This window comes from Sphingobacterium sp. B29, assembly GCF_001952815.1.
GTDB classification, from domain to species: Bacteria; Bacteroidota; Bacteroidia; order Sphingobacteriales; family Sphingobacteriaceae; genus Sphingobacterium; species Sphingobacterium siyangense.
The window spans coordinates 5,610,175-5,635,715 of sequence record NZ_CP019158.1 but is presented as its reverse complement, the minus strand read 5'-3'; the positions used below and the strand labels follow the sequence as shown (position 1 = coordinate 5,635,715).

General features: G+C 39.4%; 15 protein-coding genes. 3 read left to right on the top strand and 12 right to left on the bottom strand.

Translation table 11 applies throughout. The features are described from left to right. Window positions 1-106 precede the first annotated feature (106 nt). A complete protein-coding gene (fsa, locus tag BV902_RS24185) occupies window positions 107-766 on the bottom strand; it encodes a fructose-6-phosphate aldolase (protein WP_075994110.1) in 660 nt (219 codons plus the stop codon). A 181-nt stretch (window positions 767-947) separates the two neighbouring features. Between fsa and BV902_RS24180 the strand changes: the two genes are divergently transcribed. Next, entirely contained in the window at window positions 948-2,168 is a 1,221-nt protein-coding gene (locus tag BV902_RS24180; protein WP_075994109.1) for an MFS transporter, read from the top strand. On the opposite strand, the gene BV902_RS24175 is transcribed toward BV902_RS24180, so the two are convergent. The 8 genes from BV902_RS24175 to BV902_RS24145 all read right to left on the bottom strand — a co-directional run bounded on the left by BV902_RS24175 (window position 2,154) and on the right by BV902_RS24145 (window position 15,799). Next, entirely contained in the window at window positions 2,154-2,597 is a 444-nt protein-coding gene (locus tag BV902_RS24175; protein WP_075994972.1) for a retropepsin-like aspartic protease, read from the bottom strand. The genes BV902_RS24180 and BV902_RS24175 overlap by 15 nt on opposite strands. Before the next feature lie 155 nt (window positions 2,598-2,752). Then, window positions 2,753-3,691 (bottom strand): malate dehydrogenase, encoded by a 939-nt coding sequence (locus BV902_RS24170; RefSeq protein WP_075994108.1) that lies wholly within the window; start codon window positions 3,689-3,691, stop codon window positions 2,753-2,755. Between the two features lie 342 nt (window positions 3,692-4,033). Next, a complete protein-coding gene (gene tamL, locus BV902_RS24165) occupies window positions 4,034-6,358 on the bottom strand; it encodes a translocation and assembly module lipoprotein TamL (protein ID WP_237241823.1) in 2,325 nt (774 codons plus the stop codon). Continuing rightward, window positions 6,330-9,974 carry a translocation/assembly module TamB domain-containing protein gene (locus BV902_RS24160; RefSeq protein WP_237241821.1) on the bottom strand — a complete coding sequence of 1,215 codons (3,645 nt, stop codon included), beginning with the start codon at window positions 9,972-9,974 and terminating at the stop codon, window positions 6,330-6,332. Before BV902_RS24160 ends, tamL begins: the two co-directional genes overlap by 29 nt. Then, window positions 9,964-11,616: an AsmA family protein gene (locus tag BV902_RS28260; protein WP_237241819.1), complete on the bottom strand. Its 1,653-nt coding sequence runs from the start codon at window positions 11,614-11,616 to the stop codon at window positions 9,964-9,966. Before BV902_RS28260 ends, BV902_RS24160 begins: the two co-directional genes overlap by 11 nt. 379 nt (window positions 11,617-11,995) lie before the next feature. After that, window positions 11,996-12,370, bottom strand: a complete 375-nt coding sequence (locus BV902_RS24155; RefSeq protein WP_075994106.1) for a DoxX family protein — start codon at window positions 12,368-12,370, stop codon at window positions 11,996-11,998. Window positions 12,371-12,390: 20 nt separating this feature from the next. Next, a complete protein-coding gene (locus BV902_RS24150; protein WP_232475613.1) occupies window positions 12,391-12,732 on the bottom strand; it encodes a DUF4342 domain-containing protein in 342 nt (113 codons plus the stop codon). Between the two features lie 430 nt (window positions 12,733-13,162). After that, entirely contained in the window at window positions 13,163-15,799 is a 2,637-nt protein-coding gene (locus tag BV902_RS24145; RefSeq protein WP_075994105.1) for a valine--tRNA ligase, read from the bottom strand. Window positions 15,800-16,302: 503 nt separating this feature from the next. Between BV902_RS24145 and BV902_RS24140 the strand changes: the two genes are divergently transcribed. After that, entirely contained in the window at window positions 16,303-17,967 is a 1,665-nt protein-coding gene (locus BV902_RS24140) for an LTA synthase family protein (RefSeq protein WP_237241817.1), read from the top strand. Between the two features lie 4 nt (window positions 17,968-17,971). After that, complete coding sequence (locus BV902_RS24135; RefSeq protein ID WP_075994103.1) at window positions 17,972-19,897, top strand: LTA synthase family protein; 1,926 nt, start codon at window positions 17,972-17,974, stop codon at window positions 19,895-19,897. Window positions 19,898-19,908: 11 nt separating this feature from the next. On the opposite strand, the gene BV902_RS24130 is transcribed toward BV902_RS24135, so the two are convergent. The 3 genes from BV902_RS24130 to BV902_RS24120 form a co-directional block, all read right to left on the bottom strand. Then, the gene (locus BV902_RS24130; protein WP_157626213.1) at window positions 19,909-20,979 is read right to left on the bottom strand and encodes a hypothetical protein; all 1,071 of its coding nucleotides are present in this window, start codon (window positions 20,977-20,979) and stop codon (window positions 19,909-19,911) included. A gap of 345 nt (window positions 20,980-21,324) precedes the next feature. Continuing rightward, the gene (gene odhB, locus BV902_RS24125; RefSeq protein WP_075994101.1) at window positions 21,325-22,566 is read right to left on the bottom strand and encodes a 2-oxoglutarate dehydrogenase complex dihydrolipoyllysine-residue succinyltransferase; all 1,242 of its coding nucleotides are present in this window, start codon (window positions 22,564-22,566) and stop codon (window positions 21,325-21,327) included. Window positions 22,567-22,629: 63 nt separating this feature from the next. Next, the gene (locus tag BV902_RS24120; protein WP_070562932.1) at window positions 22,630-25,371 is read right to left on the bottom strand and encodes a 2-oxoglutarate dehydrogenase E1 component; all 2,742 of its coding nucleotides are present in this window, start codon (window positions 25,369-25,371) and stop codon (window positions 22,630-22,632) included. Window positions 25,372-25,541: the final 170 nt, after the last annotated feature.

The window sequence follows — 25,541 nt, the reverse complement described above, 5'->3', positions numbered from 1 at the left end:
GACAATACAAAAATACGGAAACTATTAAAAATAAGAAAACCGATAAGTTTAAGATTAGTGTCATCTTACTTATCGGTTTTCGTTACTATATGGAAATATAGGAATCTTATTTGCCTGCAGCTTTAGCGTGATCAGCTAAGAATGTCGCTAGACCGCTGTCTGTCAATGGGTGTTTCAATAAGGCTAGGATCGCTGATAAAGGACCTGTCATAACATCAGCACCGATTTTAGCACATCCTAAAATGTGTGCACTGTGACGTACAGAAGCAGCTAAAATTTGTGTAGGATAGTTGTAGTTATCATAGATTAAACGAATATCTTCGATCAACGCTAATCCATCTGTAGAGATATCATCCAAACGACCGATAAAAGGAGATACATAGGTTGCCCCAGCTTTAGCAGCCAATAGTGCCTGACCAGCTGTAAATACCAATGTACAATTTGTTTTAATACCTTTTTTGCTGAAATATTTAATTGCTTTTACGCCATCTTTGATCATAGGGACTTTGACAACTATCTTGCTGTCAAGAGCTGCTAACGCTTCTCCTTCTTTGATCATTTCTTCATAATTTGTAGAAATAACTTCAGCACTGACATCGCCATCAACGATTGCACAGATCGCTTTATAATGGTTGATTACGTTTTCATCACCGCTAATACCTTCTTTAGCCATTAAACTTGGATTGGTTGTTACCCCGTCTAATACGCCTAAGTCTTGGGCTTCTTTGATTTGCTCTAGGTTCGCTGTGTCAATAAAAAATTTCATTGTATATGTTATTGAATGATAATAATTTGATTATTCTAAAGTTCAAAATAATGATGCAAAGTTATTGATTATATTCCAGTATTGAAGCATTGATTTTCACCTATTGTATCTTTATTTTAGCAAAAAGGAATCTCTTCTCCTAATTTTTTGTTATACTTTTAATATAGTATTATCTTTACGTATGCAGGTTTTTCGTTCGCTCCATTATAGAAATTTCCGGTTACATGTTATAGGTCAAGCAATTTCCCTTATGGGAACTTGGATGCAGCGGATAGCCATCAGTTGGTTAGTCTATGAATTGACCGGATCTGTGTTTTGGCTTGGTTTTGTGCAGTTTATCTCCCTGTTGCCTTCTTTGGTCCTGTCTCCATTTATCGGCAGTTTTGTCGATAAGCATAAAAAGTATAAATTGGTTCTGATGACCCAAATTGGTCTGATGATACAGGCTGGGATCTTGACCCTGGTCGTTTATCTGAAATGGGAGAGTGTTTTATGGCTTTCCATCTTAGGTCTTATACAGGGAGTCATTAATTCCTTCGATGTTTTGGGGCGTCAGTCGCTGATGATGTATTTGGTTGGGGACCGTAAAGATCTGCCGAATGCCATAGCGCTGAATTCAACAATTTTCAATGGTGCCCGAATGTTGGGGCCTGCAATAGGAGGTATTTTACTGAGTACATACGGTGAACTCGTCTGTTTTGCCCTTAACTTTATCAGTTTTGTTCCGGTTATTATTACATTATTGATGATGCAGGTCGATGAAACACATGTTCAACTGAGTAAGGGAAGCAATTGGGAAGGCTTGGTCGAAGGCTTTCGTTACCTTAAACGTTCACCGCACATCTCCTCGCTGATTATTATCATGACATTCTCCAGCTTGATCGTTATTCCGTATACCTCGTTGCTGCCTGCCATAGCAAAAGAAATGTTTCATGGTGATGAACGTACGTTCTCCTGGTTTGAAAGTGCGGCCGGCCTGGGTGCCATGATTGGGGCATTTAATATGGCCCGTTTAAAATCGGGTACCAATTTGCGCTATCAGGTGATGGGGGCAGCTGCGCTTATGGGAGTTGCATTATTGTTTTTGGCGCATTCGAGTATGCTGCAGATGGCACTCGTCTATGTGATGTTGGTATCCTTTGCCATGATGATGCAAAACTCAAGTATCAATACGTATATTCAGACGCATGCCATACCAATCTATCGTGCCCGGGCAATCTCGTATTACGTCATGGCTTTTCAGGGGATATTTCCCATTGGTACATTGATGATAGGTTCCTTAGCCAGTTACTGTGGGCTTCGAACGACATTATACGTCATGGGGGGACTGGGTATATTGATCGCAATCGTGTACTATGGCTATCTCCGGCTCCATATCCACAAACGCCTATTTAAGTTTTAATTTCCGGGTTCTTAATTTTAAGGTGCACTTTGCATAATCAATGACAGCGCCATAGTCTGCAAAAATATCTCCGCCCAGTACGCCGATCACTGGTTCGAGGTCCATCTGCTGATAGGCGTAGTTGATCGAGCTTAAATCCAATACCGCAGTATTTAAGTTTTTTATCTGCCATTCACCTAATGTCAGACTCGGAATTTTTATATTGAAACTCTCCATTGAATTGGTGCCAAGTCCTGTTGATAATGTTTCTGAAGGTTCAAGCTGCAATTGGTCCTCCAAAAGATGCCCCAATTGCGTTTTATCAAATACAGTTTTAGATGCGCCAGTATCAACTACCATCTTGAACGAACGATTATATATTTCTACATCGACTAAAATGTGTGTGCCCTGGCCTTGTAAATCCAATAATTGAAATGGTACTGTTGTCATATAGCCAAACATACCCAAAAATTCCCTTAAAAAAGAAATTTTAAAACCCGCAGTGCGTGTTGAACGTTCATAAAAAAAGCTGTTATTGATAGAATAACAGCTTTTTATCTCTTGATAGTTTATAAGCTACAGCTTATCTGTTTATAGTTTATGCGCTACAGCACTTTTATTTCTTTCAGTACATTATTCATTGTCCGTACTGCTTCTGCACTTTTATTGAATTTTTCTTTGTCCTCTTCATCGAGTTGAATGGGGACGATGCGATCCCATCCTTTTTTATTGATGATAACAGGTACGCCCATATTGATATCTTCTTGGCCAAATTCACCTTCCAAATAGACGGATGCTGTAAATAATTTTCCTTGATCACGTACGATACTTTCGACGACTGCAGCCGTTGCGGCTCCCGGAGCATACCAGGCTGAGGTACCGATTAGGCTGGTCAATGTTGCTCCACCAACCATAGTTTTGTGTACAATTTCGTCTTGCTCTTCCGGGGTAAGGAAATCAGTGACTGGAATACTGTTCCACGTGGAGTGCTTGATGAGTGGTATCATCGTTGTATCTCCATGACCGCCAATGACAATGGCATTGAGATCGGCCGCAGAAGCATTCAGTTTTTCACTCAGTTGATATTTGAATCGGGCTGAATCCAATGTACCTCCCATTCCAATAATTCTATTCTTAGGCAATCCACTTGATTTAAGTGCTAGATAGGTCATGGTATCCATGGGATTAGATACGATGACAATAATAATATCCGGAGAATGTTTTACTAAGTTTTCGACAACCGACTTGACAATATTGGCATTTGTCCCAATCAATTCTTCGCGTGTCATTCCGGGTTTACGTGGAATTCCCGATGTAATGACGGCAACAGTAGAACCTGCAGTTGAAAGATAGTCATTGGTTACCCCCTTGATTTTTGATTCAAAACCCAATAAGGCGGCGGTTTGTGCCATATCTTGCGCTTTGCCTTCTGCAAAACCTTCTTTAATATCCAATAATACAATCTCCTCTGCGACATTTCGACGGATTAAATTGTCCGCTGTAGTTGCTCCTACAGCTCCAGCACCAACAATAGTTACTTTCATATGTAAATTATTTGTTTATTCATGAGCTAATTTTTCCGCTTAAATATGCATGCCGCCTCCGGCGGTCTTTATGCCACATCGGATATCCGGTCCATCTTCACGAATGCTTGTACTTTTTCTTAATGGATATTTCATGAGCATTTATGTGGGTTACTAAATAATTCTTGAATTTAATCAATTATTGTCAGTAAATCAATGTATTTAGCGGGAATAACTTGTTTTTTGACATAAGAAATAGAACCCTCCAAAATCGATGACTTTTATAAAATAGCAAAAAAAAATAACAGGCCTGAAATTCGTTCAAGCCTGTCATTTCTTATCGTGTAAATCAAATTTGAATTCCTAGAACGGATAGCCGATGGCTAGGTTGAACATCAAATTATCCTTTCTCCATTTTGAACTTCCAAAGTCGATATCCTTGAATACCCAACGTTCTCCTTTTGGAAGATAGGGGATGCGGAAAGGTATTGACATATCTGTACGAATGATCAAAAACGTAAAGTCGAAGCGTAATCCAGCTCCACCGCCAACGGCTAATTCATTTAAAAAGTTCTTGCTGAATTTACCGCCCGGCTTGTTGACATCTTCCCGTTGCAACCACACATTCCCGGCATCAATGAATGCTGCCCAATGAACAAAGCCTGCTAATTTAGCTCTGTATTCTGTGTTAAGTTCCAATTTGATATCACCGGTCTGATCGGCATAGAAGAGGCCGTTGCTTAATTTTTCAGGGGCAACTGTTCCCGGTCCAATTGCACGAGCACCAAATGCACGGATACTGTTAGGTCCACCCACATAATATTGTTTTAAATAGGGAAGTGACCGAGAGTTACCATAGGAATAGCTTAGCCCTAAACTGACCCGTGAAGCAAGCTGCGAATTCTCCGACAATTTGAGATAGTGTCTGCCGTCGCCACTGATCTTGATGTATTGGGAGAAATAAGCATCGAACAATTTGAAGGTTTTCCCTTTATTGAAATCTGCTCCTTTTATCAAACCGAGTATATTCCCCGAGAGGTCCAGGTTGCCTTTGAAATAAAATGTATTTTTCAAATGCTGCTTCATCGTGTTTTGAAACGTGAAGTTATAATTGGGGCCAATCGTAAATTGTGGATCTATTGCATGCCTTAACGCCGGAATAGTATCCATTTGTTTTTGGTAGTTTTCAGAAATACCTTTAGGCTGAACATAGGTAATCTCCATTAAAGCAAGATCGTGCTGCTTCTCCTCAGACTCCTGCCAGATGTAACCGTAATCCAATGCGATGGAATTTAAGGTATATGCTTTGCGGCGATTTAAAAATTCATAGCGGCCTTTGACATAAGTCTTCGGGATAAAACGTCGCGTAGGAGAAATCCTTCCAAAAGGAGACAATATCCGCGGAAAGGTCAATGTAGCCTCCATCCCGTAACGGTAATAACTCGAATTGAGGTCAGCCGATCCACCGGTTTGGGTTTCATAACCACCGAATACATTAAAACTTAACTGCTCCGCGCCTTTAAATGCGTTGCGTAAAGTCCAGTTGACATTAACTTCTGTACCATTGTATACCGAAGCCATTTTTCCCAAAAGTTCCACACGGAGTGATTTTTTTGGCAATGGGGTTAAGTAGTAGTAGACGTCTAGTGCATTGGGAACTTCTTTGCTGTCAACAAAGTTATTTTTGACAAATTTCCAGCTATTGAGATTCACCAGATGGCTGATGGTTTGGTTGTGGGCATTACGGTTGTAGACATCGCCGGGGTGGAAGAAGATATGGTTCGCGATAACAGGCTTTCTATAAAGATGCTGGCGGTCTATAAAATAGTAGCTGCTATCATATAGTTCCGCGTTACGGGTGGATCGCTGATAACCGGTGCTTGTTTCCGTGTAGTTCGGGTAAATGTAGATTTTATTGATCTTTGACGGTACCCTCGCCTGTGCCGGTGTTTCCTTCTTTACAGTAACATACATGTCGACCTTGTTGTTCCGGTGTGAACTGTCTACCTGAACCAGGATGTAATCAGGACTGAAATAATAATACCCTTTATTTTTGAGGTCATTGTCGATGCGGTCACGCTCATTTAGGATAACATCAAGGCTATAATTTTTGCCCACCTGTAAGAGACTTTGATCGGAGCTCGAACGAATATCTTTACCCAGCTGCGTTGTGCTGTCAATATCAAATTGAACAGACCTTATTCGGTAGATAAAATTTGGCTTGGCCGTATAATTAACCGTTGCTTTTTTGTTTTCAACTAAAGTGTCGGATTTTACTTCAGCATTAAAGAAACCAAAATTCTCCAGACGATTACGCAGTAGATTCTCATTGTACTCGCGATTGACATCGCTCAACAATACCGGTTTCTCACCAATTTTCTTGAAAAATTTTTTAATGATATTATTCCCTACAGAATCGCCGGCCATATTGTTGAAGTACAACTTGAATGGTACGCCAGCTAGACGTTTATTGGGTTTGGGCATCAATGCCGCTTCTAAATGGGTCGCAATCTTTTCCTTATTTTCCTTGGAGATGGTGTCCGAATCGACTATCACGTTGCCTTTAACATATAAGCTTTCCCCTTCTTTCAGATTCTTTGTTGAAGAACAGGATGCTATAAATGCAGCGAATGAAACTATTCCAACAATATACTTTAGTTTAGCTTGCATGATAACTCCTTTCCTCATCTTCATTTTTTATAGCTGTCGTTCTGATGGTATCTATATTTGATTTTGGACTATCGCTTTTCGGCGTGTTTTTACTGGAGTCCAACTGTTGTTTACGTTTCTCTTGTTCTCTTTTCTCCATACGTTTTCTGTACTCAGGGCTATGGGTCATCAAACTATCTCTGATGACTGTGCGTACGCTATCACGATACACTGAATCGGTTTCCATACGTTCCACATCAAAACGTTTTCTGAAACCTTTGCTATTCGTGTCATAGTACGCTTTGAGTTTTTTCGAACTCATCCAGATTTCCTTAAATCGGTTGTAATCCATATTGATGATAAATCCGATACCTGTTTCTACATATTGGCCTTGGAGTGTAACCTGATATTGATTTTTACGATATACCCGTGCAAAATAGCGACCATCTTGCGAAAGTTGATAATCCAATTGGATATCCCCAGCAATATTGTTGGCGGTTTCTCCCGGACGTGTATTTCCTTCAACTTCAAAATTAGAACCAACGGTAATTTTTAGTCGATCATTTAAAAGCATTTTAGATACACCGATATTCAGATCTGTTCGGGTTTGGCCTGCTCCAGTAGCATAATCTTCCTCCGAAGTTAAGTTGAAATCCAGTTCTACTCCGGTGATAAGCTCGGAGGCAAGGCGGTTCAATTGACCGCTCAGGAATGAACTGATGCTATTTCTGACAATGGCTTCTGTACCACCGCCACCGGATAAACTTTCAAATGGATTGGTCGACATAAAGCGCCCTAAAACGATGAGTGAAAAGACCTGTTTGTTAAGTTCAGATGGATTTTCACGCAAGGTGGTCAATGCGTTATTTACTTTGCTGATCACATCTTGGGAAACAACCGAGTTGTTTTCGTCCAAGTCGATATCAAAATTCAGTTGCGGTTGAAACAATTTGTCTGTAATCTTCAACAAGACATTGAAAGGAATACGTTGCTTGTATAAATTAGCGTTTTCTGATCCCAGTTGCGTCGCTACAAGCTCCAGCGTTGGAGCTTTGGTTGTGTATGCCGCTGTGATATTAAGCTGCGCATCCAAGGGATCTCCGTTCCAGGTGATCGTACTTCCTTTTCGGAATGTAAAATCTTTTTTTACGGGACCAAAACTGAATGAATAGCTCCCTTTGTCTACGGTAAATGTACCTGACAAGGTAATTTTGCTGCTCGCATCAATGCCTGCGTTCAGTTCCGCTTCCCCTTGGATATTCAGTGCATCCTGTGAACCGGCATCCAAGAGGATTTTAAATTTGGCATCCTTATCCGTTTGAAGATTCAGATCTACGTCGATTCCCGTCAGACGGGTTACGGTCATCGAATCTAATTTCGCAAATACGTTAGCTCTTGTGGTATCACTCTTATCAACAAATTCGACAACACCTTTACGATCGGCCATCCCAGGATCCTCGTTTGGCATAACAAAGGTGAAATCGGTATCATCTAATACCTTGATTGTACCATCAACGATAGGCTTATCAAGATTCCCCCGAATGCGAAGGTTCGAGGTAAGATACATTTTACCGTAGAACATGTCGTTGTCGCTTTGTGTTGAATTGAGTACCTCAAAATTGTCTGTATTGATATTGAGATTAAAATCAAAATCAGTATACGTTTTGGTTTCTATGGATCCTGTTACCTTGGCAATATTTCCTTTCTTGTCTTCCAATGCAAATTTTGGGAAAGTAATACCCCTTTCATCCAGATGAATGGTTTCATCTTTAGCTTTGAAAAGTGCATTCAACATAGCAATATTGAACTGTGCATCTTTAAACTTCACATCGCCATTAATGAGTGGTTTGGATGGCGATCCCGTTATTTTTAACTGGCCTTCAAGATTTCCCTTCGAGTCTTTTAGATAACCCAAACTGAATGCCTGAACTGTCTGCATGGAGAGTGGCGCAATATCCAAGGTGAAATCCAAGCTTGCTTCTCCCTTTGGAGGATTGATAAAATCACCACTTAATACGACATTATTGCCATTTTCACTGATACTGATATTCGCATTATAGGTGTTTTCCTTTTCATTGTTAACTTTTATGTTGACATTACCGACAGTATCTTGTCCAATATAGAATTTGTCGATCGTAAGATCGGATACAAAGACAGGGCTACTTTCCAAACGTGATATGGTTGCCTGACCATTAATCCCGCCGCCAAGATCGACTGTTTCACTTTCAAGCATTTTACTTAATGTCTCAATGCGGAAATTTTTAAAGGCAATGTTGAGTGGCGAATTGAGCACACTGTCCTGCGATGATATACTTAGCTCTTGTCCTTTATTACTTAAGATAAAGTCATTGGCCTGAATACCTGTACTTCCAAATTTGAGCACGTTGTTTGGATTTATCGTCCACTTGTCATAGTTCAGCATAAGGCCATCCTGAAGTAAACTAAAAACAAATGCTCCATTATCAACGCGCATATTGGCGCCCAAATGATATTGCTCTTTCTCTTTCTTGTCTTTAATCCAAAGGCCAAAATCCAAATTATTTTGAATGACTTTACCACTGAAGACTGTATTCACCAGTTCGATATTGCTCACCTTGATTTTATTGATCAAGGCCGAGTAGTAAAGTGTACTGTCCAAGGTATTAATATCCAAGGTGACGTTATTGATTTCGGTACCACTATAGGTGATTTTAGGGGCATCCAATTTCGCAAGAATAGTTTTTGACTGACTATTGAACATACCATCCAACGTAATATCAGACATTTCCGTTAGTTCTGGAAGAAAATCCTTTATAAATTTAGTCCTGGTCAATTGGGCGGAAAACTCAATATTCTGAGGCTCATATTTGGGAACTTTAACAGCTTTTCCCGGCTGGTAGTATACCTGTAAAATGTCTTGAATAGCATTCTGCAACTCTAAAATTTTGTATTTCCCGACCAAATGGGCATTCAAAAAGTCCGATTTGAGTAGCAGCAAATTGCGGCTGGTATCGGCTTTTGCAACAAGTGAAATGCTGTCTAAAGTATAATATGCGTCGTTGTAAAGAATGGATGAATTGGTGATATGTGCCTCCCCATTTAAAAAATTCGGATCGGCTGAACTGAAATTGCCCACAAGTTTACCATGGTATTTGAGTTCATCATCCATTAATTTTAAGTTTTTAAGATTAATGGTATCTACCATAAGCTCAAAATCCACCTGCGGATATTTGGACTTCATGTTGGCCGTTGCATTTAACTTCAATTGAATATTAGGGTCGGGACTAACCACGGAGGCTTTGATATCCCCTTTATCGGCAGTGAGATTCATATCGATATTCTGATAACGATAACCCATCGCATCCATTCGATTTACTTTGCCATCAAAATTGGCGACAAGTTTCTTCGGATCTGTTCCATGACCTTTGATTTTTCCCTCAAATGAAAGTATGCCTAATGTACTGTCCATTTTCATGATCTTACCAATGTCAAAATCACGAATACTCACAAATGCATCATAGGTTGTATCGCGACCTATCATGCCTACTTTACCATTGAACTTGGCTGTTCCTTTCTCTGTTACCAGCGAAAGATTGGTGTTAAAGGCATTCATCCCACCATTAAAAGTTCCGGTAAGGCCGATCGTATTGGGCAACTCTATTCCGCTAGGAAGCATTTTTTTTTGAAACCAGCTTTTCGATATCCGAACGTCCTGTGGTCAATTTCTTTAAATTAAGATCCATTGACATTTTATCGACGTTGGGTAGACCCTTTAAATGCAGACTTGCAATGACACGTGTATTGGACAGGGTTTGGAAATCAATTGCCGGAATATTTAAATCATTTACCTTACCCACAACGCGACCATCAATATTAAACTTTTTGTCCATCAATGGTTTCATCACCTGCATGGTATCCAAAAAAGGAGCAAAATAGTAGATGTCGCGCATATCTACGTGGCTCTTTTTGATCGTTGCATTGACATAGATCAGCTCTGGCTTTTTGGCAATAATATCCAAAGATGGATAGGTTACTTTTAAGTAATCACGCAGTAGGGTACGTGGTGTTTCTGCGTACAGGTTTTTGATCTCCGCGCCGGTATTTGTATACTTAAAATCCCCTTTCAATTGCTTGATCACAAACCCGGAATGATCAGAGGCTACAAGCTCTTTTAATGATCCGCTGATCGAATCGGCGCTATAGTAAAGATCATTTAAACTGGTTTTCATTCCAGGGATCTTAATATTGAAGTAATCAAAGCCTTTCATACGGGCCTGATTGTTGTCTCTATACGCTAAGCTTGTATTGTTGATTTGGATTTCTTTGGCTGAGACAACCCAGTTTATTTTGGTGGTATCCGCGGTGTTTTTCGCTTCTGTGTTTACTTTTTTCTGGATCTTTCCAAAGAGCACATTATTGTCTGAACCGTCAAGATTGATCGTTTGAATATCGACAAGTTCTTTGTTAAGGTCGATCTTGTTAATGTCTGCATGAAGATTTTTGATATAAAATTTTGTATTCAGCAGACTGGATTGATCCTCATAGCGCACTAAGATATTGGTCAGGTCAGCAATCTGTATACCGACATCGGGAAGCAAGGTGGTTACTTGTGCCGTTTTATCTGTAATGCCAAAATCTTCGACCGTGGGTGCCGTGCCATCAACAACTGGTCGCCATTGTTTCACTGTGGCACTCAGACCATCTATCTTCACTTTGGGCAGATTGAAAGCCATGTTTTTTGTGAGGTCGAACTTCTTGACGTTGGTATTTAGGCTGTTCAGGTAAACATCAGCACTCGTTCCAATAACATCATCGGCATAGACAATATGAAATTTATCAAATTTGACCTTATCAAGGTTAAATAGAAGGGCTGAACTGCTGTCTGCAGTCGGTTTGCTTTCCTTTTGAGAAGCGAAAGCTTTAACAATATAATCAAAGTTGAATGAACTGTCCGGCAATGTACGGCGGATTTTTGCGGTGATTCCTTCTGCTTCAATGCTTTGAATTTCAATGGTATTTTTCAGAAGTTTTAGCATGTTGATATCGACAGCTATGCTTTTTCCTGCTACTAAGGTATCCTTGCTTTGGTCAGCTAAATAGATGTCCTCTAAAACCAGTTTTTTAGGGAAATCAATATTAATGTAGCCAATTTTAACGGGGGTACCGATCTTACCTTCCACATAGTGTGTTACTTTTCCAGCAATATAATTCTGAACGGAGGGTATTCTGATTAAAAATACGATTAAAATAGCCAGCGCAATTATTACTCCAATAATCCACAATATTGTTTTGAAAGCAATTCGGGTAAATCTGTTCAACGTATAATTTGATTTAAGTATCTATTAATAAAAATTAAAACGGAAAAAAGTTTGCTAAGTTTTCAGCTATATAATGTATATCGCCACGATTTCAGCAAACTAAGGTAAATTTGCGTGTAAATGCAAGTTTAATTTATGTACTATACTTGCTAGCAAATATTAGACAGCTCTTCATTTCCCTTGTATAAAATCATTTTATCGTGGGAATGTTCTAAAAACACATCAAATAATTGACCAAACCATTCTAGTCGTACAAAGTTTTTTGTTTTTTAATTTTATGTTAATAAAAACATTAAATACCTATCAATTTGTCAAAGTAATAGGTATTTAATAGATGCATTATCCTGCTCGATATTCGTTTGGAGAAGAATATAGGCAATTATTCCATCAGTTTTTTATACTTGCCCCAGTTTTCGAATACCACCCATAGCCAAATAATGAAAAGTACAGCCCAAATAATTAGTCCCATTTGGCTGTAAAAAATCATGTTGTGGGTAAAAATACCAATGAGTATGGGGAAGATGACCAGTGCACCCAGTGTTCTCGTTTTTGGGAAAATAAACAATAAACCGCCCAAGAGTTCGATGATTCCAACCAGTGGCATTAGCCATTTAATCGTGGCAAAAGCCTCAAATACTTTTTTCATGTCCATATCCATTGGTGGCGTAGGCATATAATGAAAAAGTTTATCCAGCCCTGCATTGATGAATAGCAAGGCAAATAAAATACAAAGTATATTTTTAAAGATCTTCATAACGGTCAATTTTAAATTGATTATTTTACGGTTATCGTTGTAGGGGGATCAGTGCTGTTATCTTCTTTGTCTTTTTCTTCCTTGTTTGTATTTCGTTCTACGGTGATCGTACATTCTGTAAGCAATGCGGCTACAGCACCGATTGCAGCAAAAACAGGTGCTAAGATCAAGCCTATGGCACCAACAGTTACTGGAAAGCTCATGATTTCTTTGCCATGTTTGTCCGAAATGCTGATTTTGCTCACATTGCCCTCAGCAATGATTTCTTTGATCTTTTGTAAAAGGTTTTCACCGTTAATCTGAAATGTCTCTTTGAATCCCATAATGATATAATTTAAGTTCGCTCCTATAAAGTTATTCATTTTTTTACAGGAATTTATATAAAGTTATCAGCATGGTTGATCTTTGGTTAATTATAAACTGTATGGCTATTTTGAAATAGGGCAAAGCGCTTTTGCCTTTTGTTTCAAAAGTTTTTATGGTATATCCTTGGTTATATATTGCCCGTGAATGATGGGCCAAAATTTACTTGAGCAATCTGTTTGGCTCTTTCGTGAAAGCTCGTGCTCTTCGTGGGGTACAATTGTCAGTCAGATTCGCTCTTGATACGTTTTTTTATCGGATATACTTCGGATATTTAACGGAGCTTATTCGCTTGCAACCGAAGAAGAACCGAACGAGCTCCGAAGAAGTACCGAAGAAGCACCGAACGATCTCCGAATTTGGTCGCTCGTTAAACATAAAAAAGTCCCGTGCATTGCACGGGACTTTTTTATGTTTATAGTGTAGCTGTTAACCTAATGCTGTTAAGCTTTCTTGAAGAATTTTAATCTTCGCTTCGGCATCAGCCTTTTTACTTTTTTCGTTTTCAACAATTTCAGGTTTAGCATTTTGCACAAACCGTTCATTGGAAAGCTTTTTGTCTACAGATACAAGGAAACCTTTTAGGTATTCCAATTCTTTCTCGATACGCTCACGTTCAGCATCTGAATCAATATTATTTTCCAACGTAACATAACATTCGTCTTTGCCAGCAAGGAAACTTGCGGCACCAGCTACTTTCTCAGAAACAAAAGTTACGCCTTCCAAGTTTGCAATCTTGGTGATGATATCAATATATTGCTCCAGGTTGATCTCCGATTGTTGATTGATCGCTAATGGTAAAGCAACTTTAGGGGAGATACCTTTAGAATTACGAATATTCCGAACTTCCGAAATAATCTGTTGAGCGATAGCGAAATCTTTTATAAGCTGCTCATCAAAATCATTCGCTGTAGGATAAGGGGCTACGATAATGCAATCTTTCTCGTCTTTCACACCGAACAGTTCGTCATGCCACAATTCTTCTGTTAGGAAAGGCATGAAAGGATGTACTAAAGTGAGTATACGTTGGAAAAAAGATTTTACTGTTGCTAAGGTTTCGCTAGAAATAGGGGAGCCATAAGCCGGTTTCACTAATTCAAGGTACCAAGCACAGAAATCATCCCATACCAATTTGTAGGTTGTCATCAATGCATCTGATAAACGATAGTGTTTGAAGTTTTCTTCGATATCGACCAGAGCTTGATTTAACCTTGCCTCAAACCAAGCTGCCGAAATCTTATCTGAATCTGAAGCTGGAGTAGTTGTAATTTCCCAGCCTTTAACCAAGCGGAAGGCATTCCAGATCTTATTGGCAAAATTACGGCCCTGTACACAAAGTTCTACATCAAAAGGAAGGTCATTACCTGCTGGAGCAGTCAATAACATTCCCATTCGCGTAGCATCTGCACCATATTCATTCATCAAATCAATCGGATCAGGAGAGTTGCCCAGTGATTTAGACATTTTACGGCCCAGTTTGTCGCGTACAATACCTGTGAAATAAACATTTTCAAAAGGCAATTGTCCGCGGAATTCATATCCTGAAACGATCATACGTGCTACCCAAAAGAAAATGATGTCTGGGGCAGTGACTAAATCTTGCGTAGGGTAATAGTAGTTTATTTCTGCATTTTCTGGTTCGTTGATGCCATTGAAAACCGAAATTGGCCATAGCCAAGCTGAAAACCAGGTATCAAGCACATCCTCATCTTGACGTAGATCGGTCAAATGAAGCGTTGTATTACCTGATTTTTCCTGCGCTAAAACAAGGGCCTCTTCAACCGTTTGTGCAACCACAAAGTCTTCGTTTCCATCGCCATAGAAATACGCCGGTATTTGGTGTCCCCACCACAATTGTCTTGAGATATTCCAGTCGGTAACATTCTCCATCCAATTGCGGTAAATATTTTTGAATTTCGTCGGATGAAATTTAATGGTATCGTCCATGACATTATCCAATGCCGGTTTTGCAAGATCCTCCATCTTAAGGAACCACTGATTAGAGATTTTTGGCTCAATAACAGCACCTGTTCGCTCTGAAGTTCCAACATTATTGGTATAGTTTTCAACTTGCTCCAATAATCCTTTTTCCTCCAGCTCTTTCTCGATTTCCTTGCGGACTTTAAAACGATCCATGCCAGCGTAATGCAGGCCATTGTCGTTCAGTTTTGCTTCGTCAGTAAAGATGTCGACAAATTCCAGGTTGTGCTTTTTACCTAGTGCGTAGTCATTCACATCGTGCGCTGGAGTAACTTTAAGGCATCCTGTACCAAACTCCAAATCAACATATTCATCTTCAATGATGTTCACTTTTCTGCCAACGATCGGAACAATGACTTGCTTTCCTTTTAACCAGGTGTAGCGCTCATCATTGGGATTGATACACACCGCTGTGTCACCAAAGATGGTTTCAGGACGGGTAGTCGCCACAACAATATATTGATCTGTTCCTTCAACCTGATATTTCAGGTGGTATAATTTGCCGTTTTTCTCTTTATAAATAACCTCTTCGTCTGAGATATTTGTTTTTGCTTTAGGATCCCAGTTGACCATGCGGTAACCACGATAAATCAATCCTTTACGATATAGATCTACGAATACGCGGATAACAGATTGATATAACTCCGGATCCATGGTAAAACGTGTACGATCCCAGTCACAGGAAGCGCCAAGTTTTTCGAGTTGTTTTAGAATAATACCACCGTATTTTTCCTTCCATTCCCAAGCATGTTTTAAGAAATCTTCACGCGATAAAGATCGTTTGTCAATTCCTTGTTCTTTCAACATAGCGACGACCTTAGCTTCAGTGGCAATGGAGGCGTGATCGGTCCCCGGTACCCAACAAGCGTTTTTTCCCTGCATACGTGCGCGGCGAATCAAAACGTCTTGAATGGTATTATTCAGCATATGCCCCATGTGCAATACTCCCGTGACATTCGGAGGAGGCATCACAATCGTGTAAGGTTCACGTTCGTCCGGGGTTGAACGGAAAAATCCATTCGCTTTCCAATAGCTGTACCATTTTTCTTCAGCTTCTTTTGGATTGTAAGTTTTCGCTATGCTCATTTTAAATTTTTGTATTCAAACTTTTAAGGAACACAAAAGTAAGGAATTCTATGTTATTTTCCTTAGTAATCCATTGATCTTGTTCTCAAACAAAAAGAAGTTATGAATAAAGGCTAAGCAATAAGTTTATTGAAGATCCTCCTAAGCAGAAGAGGTGGTTATTGCAGTGGGGTAAAGCATAACGCAGGATTTATACTTTTTTAATCTTTTCTTCATATTACTAAGTAATTAGCCCGTATTTCATGTAAATTAATGTAAATTTGCCTGTTTTATTTTTACACGAAGGGATGCAACGATTTGCGAATGAGCTTAGAGCTTTAACACAGTATTTTCTGTTCTGGTTAATTATCTGTTTTATAGATAGATTGATTTTTGTTACTGCTTTTTTTGAGAAAATAGGTTTTTCTAATTTTAAGGAGATTTTCAGAATTTATTACCACGGTTTGAACCTGGATTTTTCTGCTGTTTCCTATATATGTGCGCTGCCGTTTCTTGTGTATTGCATGTTAAGTTTTTTCCCAAAACTGAAACCCAAACGGCTGATCCTGGATATCTATACCATTATTGTCCTGGTATTGTTCTTTGTGACAAGCTTTATCAATGTTAACATCTACCGGGAATGGGGTGACAAAATTTCTAAACGTGCCATCGATGCATTTTTTGCCTCACCTTCGGGAGCCGTAGCTTCGGCTGAGTCCACGCCGGTGTTTCTCCCCATCGTTGGGATGTTGATCGGTATATTCTGTGGTTATTTTCTGTACCGCTGGATGTTTAAAAAAGTCTCTTTTTTCAATATCAAATCTCCTGTAGGTAATTTTTTCAAACTGGCAATCGGAGTCTTTGTACTTTTCACGTTTATTCGCGGTGGTTATGGGAGAGCGACACTAAACCCTAGTAAAGCCTATTATTCCGAGGAAACGTTTTATAATCATGCAGCGGTTAATACCCAATGGTCTTTTTTACGGGATTTCTTTGCCGAAAGTACCAAGCTAAAAAACCCCTATAATTATTACGCGGATCAGAAGGATATTCAGGACAAGCTACGACCTGCCTTTCAAAGCCAACCTGATTCTGCCGTTGAGGTATTGTCAACGACTCGTCCGAATGTCGTTATTATTATGTTGGAAAGTTTTGTCGGCGATCTCATTCAGTCTCTTGGCGGGGAAAAGGGAATTACGCCACACATGGAAGAATTGATTAAAGGCGGTATTTTGTTTGACCATATTTATTCTGCTGCTGATCGATCCGATAAGGGCATGGTAGCGGTTTTGAGCGGTTTTCCGGCACAAGGACCCGAGAGTATTATCAAGTATATCGACAAACATGAAAATATGCCTGCCATTGGACAGGAGTTCGATCATGCCGGCTATGAAACATCATTTTATCATGGTGGTCAGAGCGAGTTTTACAATTTTAAATCGTATATGCTGACGCATGGGATGTCTAGGGTGGTGGATAACGCCAATTTTGGATTGGATGCAGAACGTGCCTCATGGGGTGTATATGACCATGTGGTCTTTAATCAGATGATCAAGGATTTTAAAAAAGAAAAACAACCTTTCTTTTCGACGATCTTTACCTTAATTAATCACGAACCATTTGAGTTAAAACACGGCTATAAATTTGGCAATGCTACCAATGCGGATAAATTCCGAAGTACGGCAAACTATACGGATTCAGCTGTTTTTGATTTTATCAATAAAGCTAAAAAGGAAGCTTGGTATAAAAATACCCTTTTCGTAATTGTGGCTGATCATGGACATCGCCTTCCTTCAGAAAAATGGGAGCTATTTCACCCCAATCGCTTTCATATTCCGCTGATCTTTTTCGGTGATGTGATCAAACCTGAATATCGTGGGAAAATATTCAATAGAATCGGCAATCAAACGGATTTGGCGACTACCTTATTGACACAACTGAAACTCCCTACAGATCGTTATCATTGGAGCCGGGATCTTTTTAATCCGACGACACCTCAAATAGCGTTCTATAATTCCAAAGATGCCTTTGGAGTGATTACCCCTCAACAGGCTGTTTCTTTTGATAATGTAGGACGGATTATTAATTATAGGTCCAATAAGGAATATCCCGTTGGCAAAACAGACAGCTTATTGAATATTGCCAAAGCGTATTATCAAGACGTATACCGTGAATTTTTAAAATATTAGAGCTATGAAATTAAGAGGAGTATTTGCACCTTATTTTGCTGTCGCAATTCGTTTTATCTTTCTTTTGGTCATCTATGCGTTATTGCGATTGGGGTTTTATGGCGTCAATGCTTCCTTATTTCCTCATGTCGATGCAGGTAAGCTCTTGGTGATGTTTGCGGGTGGTGTACGATTCGACATTGTAGCCCTACTGTATTTTAATATTCTTTATATTGTGATGCTGACTGTTCCAGGTCCGTTTAAATCGAATAAAATCTATCAAAAAGTTGCAAAATGGATCTTTGTCGTGACCAATTCAATTGGTATAGCGTTAAATCTGATTGATTTTGCCTACTATCCATTTACCCTAAAAAGGACGACAGGAACAGTAATTGACCAATTTTCCAATGAATCCAACCTGATGAAGCTGGCTTTTGATTTCTGTTTGGATTATTGGTATCTCATTATTGTGTTGGTACTGGTTGTGTATGGTTTGATTAAATCGTATAAACTTATTCAAATTGAAAGGACTACGAAATATAGCTGGAAGTCATTTTTGATCCAATTGCCTTTGTTTTTATTGACGGCCTTCCTTTTCATTGGTGGTGTGCGTGGCGGTTGGGCCCATAGTACCCGTCCCATTACATTGAGTAATGCGGGTGATTATGTGGAGACACCGGAAGAAATGAATATTGTGCTGAATACGCCATTCAGTATATTGAAAACTTTAAAGGCTGTCAATCTTAAACCTATCCATTATTATTCCGAACAAGAGCTTGAGCAATTGTACAACCCTATTCATGTGCCGCAATCAGACCAGCCCTTTGCGAAGAAAAATGTCGTCGTTCTGATTTTAGAGAGTTTTGCAAAAGAACATTTTGGTGAGTTGAATAAAGATATCCAAGGTGGAAAATACAAAGGTTATACGCCTTTTTTGGATTCATTAATCCGCAATGCTTACACATTTACAGATACCTATGCCAATGGCCGTAAATCAATTGATGCTTTACCATCAGTCATTACCGGTATTCCTTCCATAGGAGAGCCTTTTGTACTTTCGATATATTCTGGAAATGAAACCACAAGCTTAGCGAAGCTTTTAGGGAAAAAGGGATATGAGACTGCTTTTTTTCACGGAGCACCCAATGGCAGCATGGGCTTCTCCGCTTATATGAAGCTGGCGGGTATCCAGCATTATTTTGGTAAAAACGAATATAACAATGACGCTGACTTTGATGGTATATGGGGAATCTGGGATGAACCGTTTTTGCAATTTGTAGCGAATAAGATCAACACGTTTCATCAGCCATTTTTCGCTAGTTTCTTCTCTTTATCTTCGCATCACCCATTTAAGGTACCTGAAAAGTATCAGGGGAAATTTCCTAAAGGACCTTTGCCCGTACAGGAACCCATTGGATATACCGATAATGCGCTGCGTGAATTTTTTGCAACAGCATCGAAAATGCCCTGGTACAAGAATACCGTATTTGTTATTTGTGCAGACCACGCTACCGTAAGCTACCTGCCGGAATATCAAACGGCAGCAGGGGGCTTCCAAATCCCTATTATATTTTATGCACCCGGTGATAATCTAGTTGGCAAAGCGGATAAATTGGTACAGCAAATAGATATTATGCCGACAGTGTTGAATTATCTGCACTATGATGAGCCTTATTTCGCATTTGGTTCAGATGCCTTCAAACCGGGTAAGGATAATTTTGTGCTTAATAATAACTCAGGAAGCTATAATCTCTACTATAAAGATTATATGATGTCTTATGATGGACTGAAAGTGACTTCATTTTATGATCTTAAGAAGGACCGCTTGATGAAACAGGATCTGTTAAAACAACATCCAGCGGTATTGGATACGATGGAGACCAAGATGAAAGCCTTTATCCAGCAATATAACAACCGTATGATTGAAAACAAGCTGACCTATAAAAAATAGCAGCCGGTTTTCTACCTGTTCAATTTAGCGCGAATGCTTCTATCGATAATAAACAAAACCAAATCATAGACGAGGTAGATCAAGGGTAAGGTAAAGATGACCAACAGGATAAAACCGCGGGACTTTTCGTCAAAGACTCCATTGACAAGATAGTTAGCCAGACTGGACCAAAACCAGATAAAAAAGTAGAAAGAGCTTGGAATGATTAGATTTCCAAGTAGGAGTGCATAGCGGTATCGGCCAGTTTTGTATTTTAGATAAATACAGCGGATATGCAGGCAGAGCAGGCATATTGAGCCGATCAGGGCGAGCAGCTCGGGATGTAACCAAAGAATTGCTTTTGCTAACAAAGAGATTTTTAAGCCAACTTCAATATGAAAACTTTCTTTCTTTTCTACCTGATCAATCCTCCAGTGAACAATGGAGTCTGTCTGTAATTTGGCGGTTCCCAGATCCTGTGTAAGTACATCCATCTTTCCATCGAGGTGCAGATACAGTTCAATCGGGCCAAAAGACGACCAGTACCTGGAAGGGAATAGGAGGTAGTCAATTTGGTATCTGGTCCGAATATCCCGTCGGTCATAGCCCATATAAGCGCTGTATTGAACCTGAATACTGTTATCACCTTTGCGTAGCTTAGCCGTAAAATGAAATGCATCATTCAGCGAAATACGTTTCCATTCATCGCTGTCGTAGCTGATTTCATAATAGCCATCCTTTAAACGTAAAAAGGGAAATTTTGAACCGGGCTGATCCATTTTTTTTCCTTCAATTTCGTTCTGATTGACAAGGATGCGATCTAATCCGTCCATATTTAAAGCGAGAAATACCAGTGGCAATTCGATAGCCTCTTCTGCATGGATGTTATAGACAATGCTGAAGTGACTGCGATAGTCCGAATTATAATCAGCAGTGTCTGCCAAAAGATGAATGTCAATACGCTCATTGGTGACTTTCAGCTTTGCGGCAGGAACAAGCTGTCCTGTTATACTATGGGGGCTCATTGGATTTGCCATGTTGGCAAACAATGTCATTACAGCGAGTAATAGATATACGGTTGTTAGTAGAATTTTATACTTCATTTGCTTGATATTGTCTGCTTAATATCAAGTTTCATATTCGTATGCGGCCTTTAAATGACATGGGCGGCTGTATATTAGGATATGCTTGATATTTAACAAGATGAAAGTAAAAATTAAAAGGGAGAAATTAAAAAGGCGATTCATATTCGTCTACCTCCGATTCATATTTGTCAAGTATATTGTTTCTATTCCGATGTCAATAAAAACCTTCATGATTTCGCAGGCACCAACAGTAATGGAAGCGAACTGAAGGTTCTTTCTGGCCAATAATAGGACACTCTTTCATAAAAAAAAGACCTATGCCGCAAAGCATAGGTCTTTTTATATTTCCAATTTTATTGCGGTTTAAACACCCAACAATAAACGAGCTGGATCTTCCAATAATTGTTTTACACGAACCAAGAAGCTTACTGATTCACGACCATCGATGATGCGGTGATCATAAGAAAGTGCAATATACATCATTGGACGGATCACCACTTGGCCATTTTCAGCAATAGGACGTTGGATGATGTTGTGCATACCCAAGATTGCGGATTGTGGAGCATTGATGATTGGTGTAGACATCATTGATCCGAATACACCACCGTTGGTAATTGTAAATGTACCACCAGTCATCTCGTCAATCGTTAATTTGTTGTCACGCGCTTTAACGGCAAGTGCAGCGATTGCTTTTTCGATTTGTTCCAATGACATTGCATCAGCGTTACGGATAATCGGAACAACTAAACCTTTAGGGGCAGAAACCGCGATTGAAATATCTGCGAAATCAGAATATACAATCTCGTTATCTTCGATACGTGCATTCACGGCAGGCCATTCAGCTAATGCAGTTGTTACTGCTTTTGTAAAGAATGACATGAAGCCAAGACCGATTCCAAATTTCTCTTTAAAGGTATCTTTATATTTAGCACGAAGATCCATGATCGGCTGCATATTGACTTCATTGAATGTTGTCAACATCGCCGTTTCGTTTTTAACGGCAACTAAGCGTTTTGCGATTGTTTTACGTAATGAAGATAATTTCTCACGACGTTCGTTTCTAGAGCCCGCTACCGGAGCAACTGTCGCAGCAGGAGCAGCGGCAGGTTTTGCTGCTGGTGCAGCTGCTTTAGCAACAGGTTGAGCTTTTTCGGCATCTTCTTTTGTGATGCGTCCTTCTTTACCTGTTCCTTTTATTGTAGAAGGATCAATTCCTTTTTCTCTTAAGATTTTTGCAGCAGCAGGAGAAGCTGTACCAGCAGCATAGCTATCTGGATCTTCATCTTTTGCAGCGGCAGCCGCAACTGGAGCTGCATTTGACACTTCTGCAGCAGGGGCAGCAGCTGGAGCTGAACCACCGGCAGGAGCAGCACCTTCTTCAATTGTACAAACAACAGCACCGATTTCTAAAGTATCACCTTCTTGTGCAATGATTCTTAAGATACCCGCTTTTTCAGCTGGTAATTCAAACGTTGCTTTGTCTGATTCCAGTTCGGCGATGTTTTCATCCATCTCCACATAATCGCCATCTTGTTTCAACCATTGTGATAAGGTTACCTCCGTGATTGATTCACCTACGGTTGGTACTTTAATTTCTAAGCTCATATATAATGTTCTTTATTGACAATTGCGTCCTATAGCTAAGACGCAATTGATTTTAAATTGTTTTTATTCGAATGATTTATTTAAGATTTCTGCTTGTTGTGCAACGTGTTGTTTCATGTAACCCGTAGCTGTACTTCCACTTTCTTTACGGGCAACAAAACCTGTAAATGCAATCTCAGTACCCATTAGTTTACGGCAGTAGTAAGACCATGCTCCCATGTTCTCATTTTCTTCCTGAACCCAAACAAATTCTTTTGCCTTGTTGTATTTTTTACGGATTGCTTTCAATTGCTCTGTAGGAATTGGGAATAATTGTTCCAATCTCACGATAGCGATATCTTTGCGTTTGTCCGTTTCTTGTTTTTCTAATAAGTCGTAGTAAACTTTACCCGAACAGAATAACACGCGTTTAACGTCTTTCGCCGCAACATTTGCATCATCAATTACCTCTTGGAAAGCAGCTTCTGTAAAATCTTTCAACGGTGATACCACTTTAGGGTGGCGCAACAATGATTTTGGCGTAAATACAACCAATGGTTTACGGAACTCACGTACAAGTTGACGACGCAACAAGTGGAAATAGTTAGCCGGAGTAGTACAGTTTGCTAAGATCATATTCTCATCTGCACATAACTCTAAGAATCTTTCGATACGTGCTGAAGAGTGCTCAGGACCTTGACCTTCCATACCATGAGGAAGCATCATAACTAAACCGTTAGAACGTTTCCATTTTGTCTCTGCACTCGATAAATATTGATCAACGATAATTTGAGCACCGTTATAGAAATCTCCGAATTGAGCTTCCCAGATTGTCAACGAATTTGGATTAGAAGATGCATAACCATATTCAAATCCCAAAACAGCATATTCTGAAAGTAACGAATTGTAGATAGAGAATTTATCGCCACCTTTAATATTGGCTAAAGGAACATATTTCTCTTCCGAATCTTCAAGCGTCAATACCGCATGACGGTGTGAGAATGTTCCACGTTGTACATCCTGACCCGAGATACGTACACGGTTACCTTGATCCAATAATGTCGCGTAGGCCATCAATTCGCCCATTGCCCAATCGTATGAATCAGCAGTGATCATTTTGGCGCGATCTTCAAACAAACGTGTAATCTTACGGAAGAATTTTTTGTCCGAAGGTAAGGTTGTGATTTCTTTTGCTAATTTTAAGAATAGATCTTTTGCAACTTTCGTTTTATCCGAGGTTGTTAATACTTCACCTTTTTTAGCAGGACGCAATCCTTCCCATGCACCTTTAAACATCGGGATCTCTTCAGTCAATACCTCAACTGTTTTAGATTCCTCAAATTTAGTTTGCAATTCAGCTTTAAATTCTTTCTCGATATTTTTAGAATACGCCTCGTCAATACTTCCTTCAGTAATTAATTTTTTAGCGTAAACTTCTTTCGGGTTCGGATGTTTTTCGATGATTTTATACAACAATGGTTGCGTGAATTTTGGTTCATCAGCCTCATTGTGTCCAAATCTTCTATAACATAACAGATCGATAAATACGTCTGTTTTATATTTTTGACGGTATTCAACCGCTAAATTAATCGCATAAACTACCGCTTCAGCATCATCACCGTTCACATGGAACACAGGTGAAGAAGTGATTTTTGCTACGTCTGTACAATATGTTCCAGAACGCGCATCCTTGTAGTTCGTTGTAAATCCAATCTGGTTGTTGATGACAATATGTACCGTACCGCCAGTTTTGTAACCATCGAGTTTGGACATTTGGGTTACTTCGTAGACTACACCTTGTCCAGCAATTGCTGCGTCACCATGAATGATGATCGGTGCAATTTTAGAAGAGTCACCTTCGTATTTGAAATCAATCTTAGAACGGACCATACCCTCAACGATTGGATCTACAGTTTCCAAATGCGAAGGGTTCGGTGCCAAACTTAAGTGGACAGATTTGCCATCGTTTGTTTTGACCTCAGATGAAAAGCCCAAGTGGTATTTTACGTCACCACCAAAGTTTACTTCAGGATCATCAGCGTAAGTCTTACCTTCAAATTCAGAGAATACTGATTTGTAAGATTTACCCATGATATTAGTCAATACATTCAGACGGCCACGGTGAGCCATACCGATAACAAATTCCTGGATACCGATTTCTGCACCTTTTTCAATGACAGAATCTAATGCTGGGATTAAACTTTCCGCGCCTTCCAATGAGAAACGTTTTTGACCTAAAAATTTAGTACCTAAAAAGTTTTCGAATACAACGGCGTGGTTTAATTTGTTTAAAATTCTCTTTTTTGTGTCCAAAGAGAATTTTGGCATGTTACGGTCCGCTTCCATACGGTCCTGTAACCATTTAATTTTTTCTGGGTTACGGATATATTTGAATTCTGCACCAATAGAACGGCAGTAAGTATCCTCCACCAATTGACGGATGTCTTTTAATGTCGCTGGACCTAAACCGACTTCAACACCTGCATTAAAAACGGTGTTCATGTCTGCTTCAGCAAGACCAAACGTTTCCAATTCCTTGCCAGGATAGTATTTACGTCTCTCACGAACAGGGTTAGTGTGTGTGAATAGGTGGCCACGGTCACGGTAGCCATTGATCATGTTCAGCACATTGATTTCTTTCAATACGTGCTCAGGAGTAGCTTCGCCTACTGAACTTGTTGTTCCACCAGCATTTTGACCGAAATCAAAACCTTCAAAGAATTTTTGCCATCCGAAATCTACCGATTGGGGATCTTGCTTGTACGATTGATATAAGCCATCGACATAAGCCGAATCAGCATTACTCAAATATGTCAGATTGTCCATTTACAATTAAAACTATGAAATTTGTCAAAGTTATGAATAAAAAAAGAGTTTCTAATACTGAAATTGAATAATTTAATCAATAAATCTATCCAATTCTTAACATTTTTAGCATGATTTAAAAAGGGCTTCTAGCGTACTACAAATTTATTTTCTATTGGAATTATTTATTT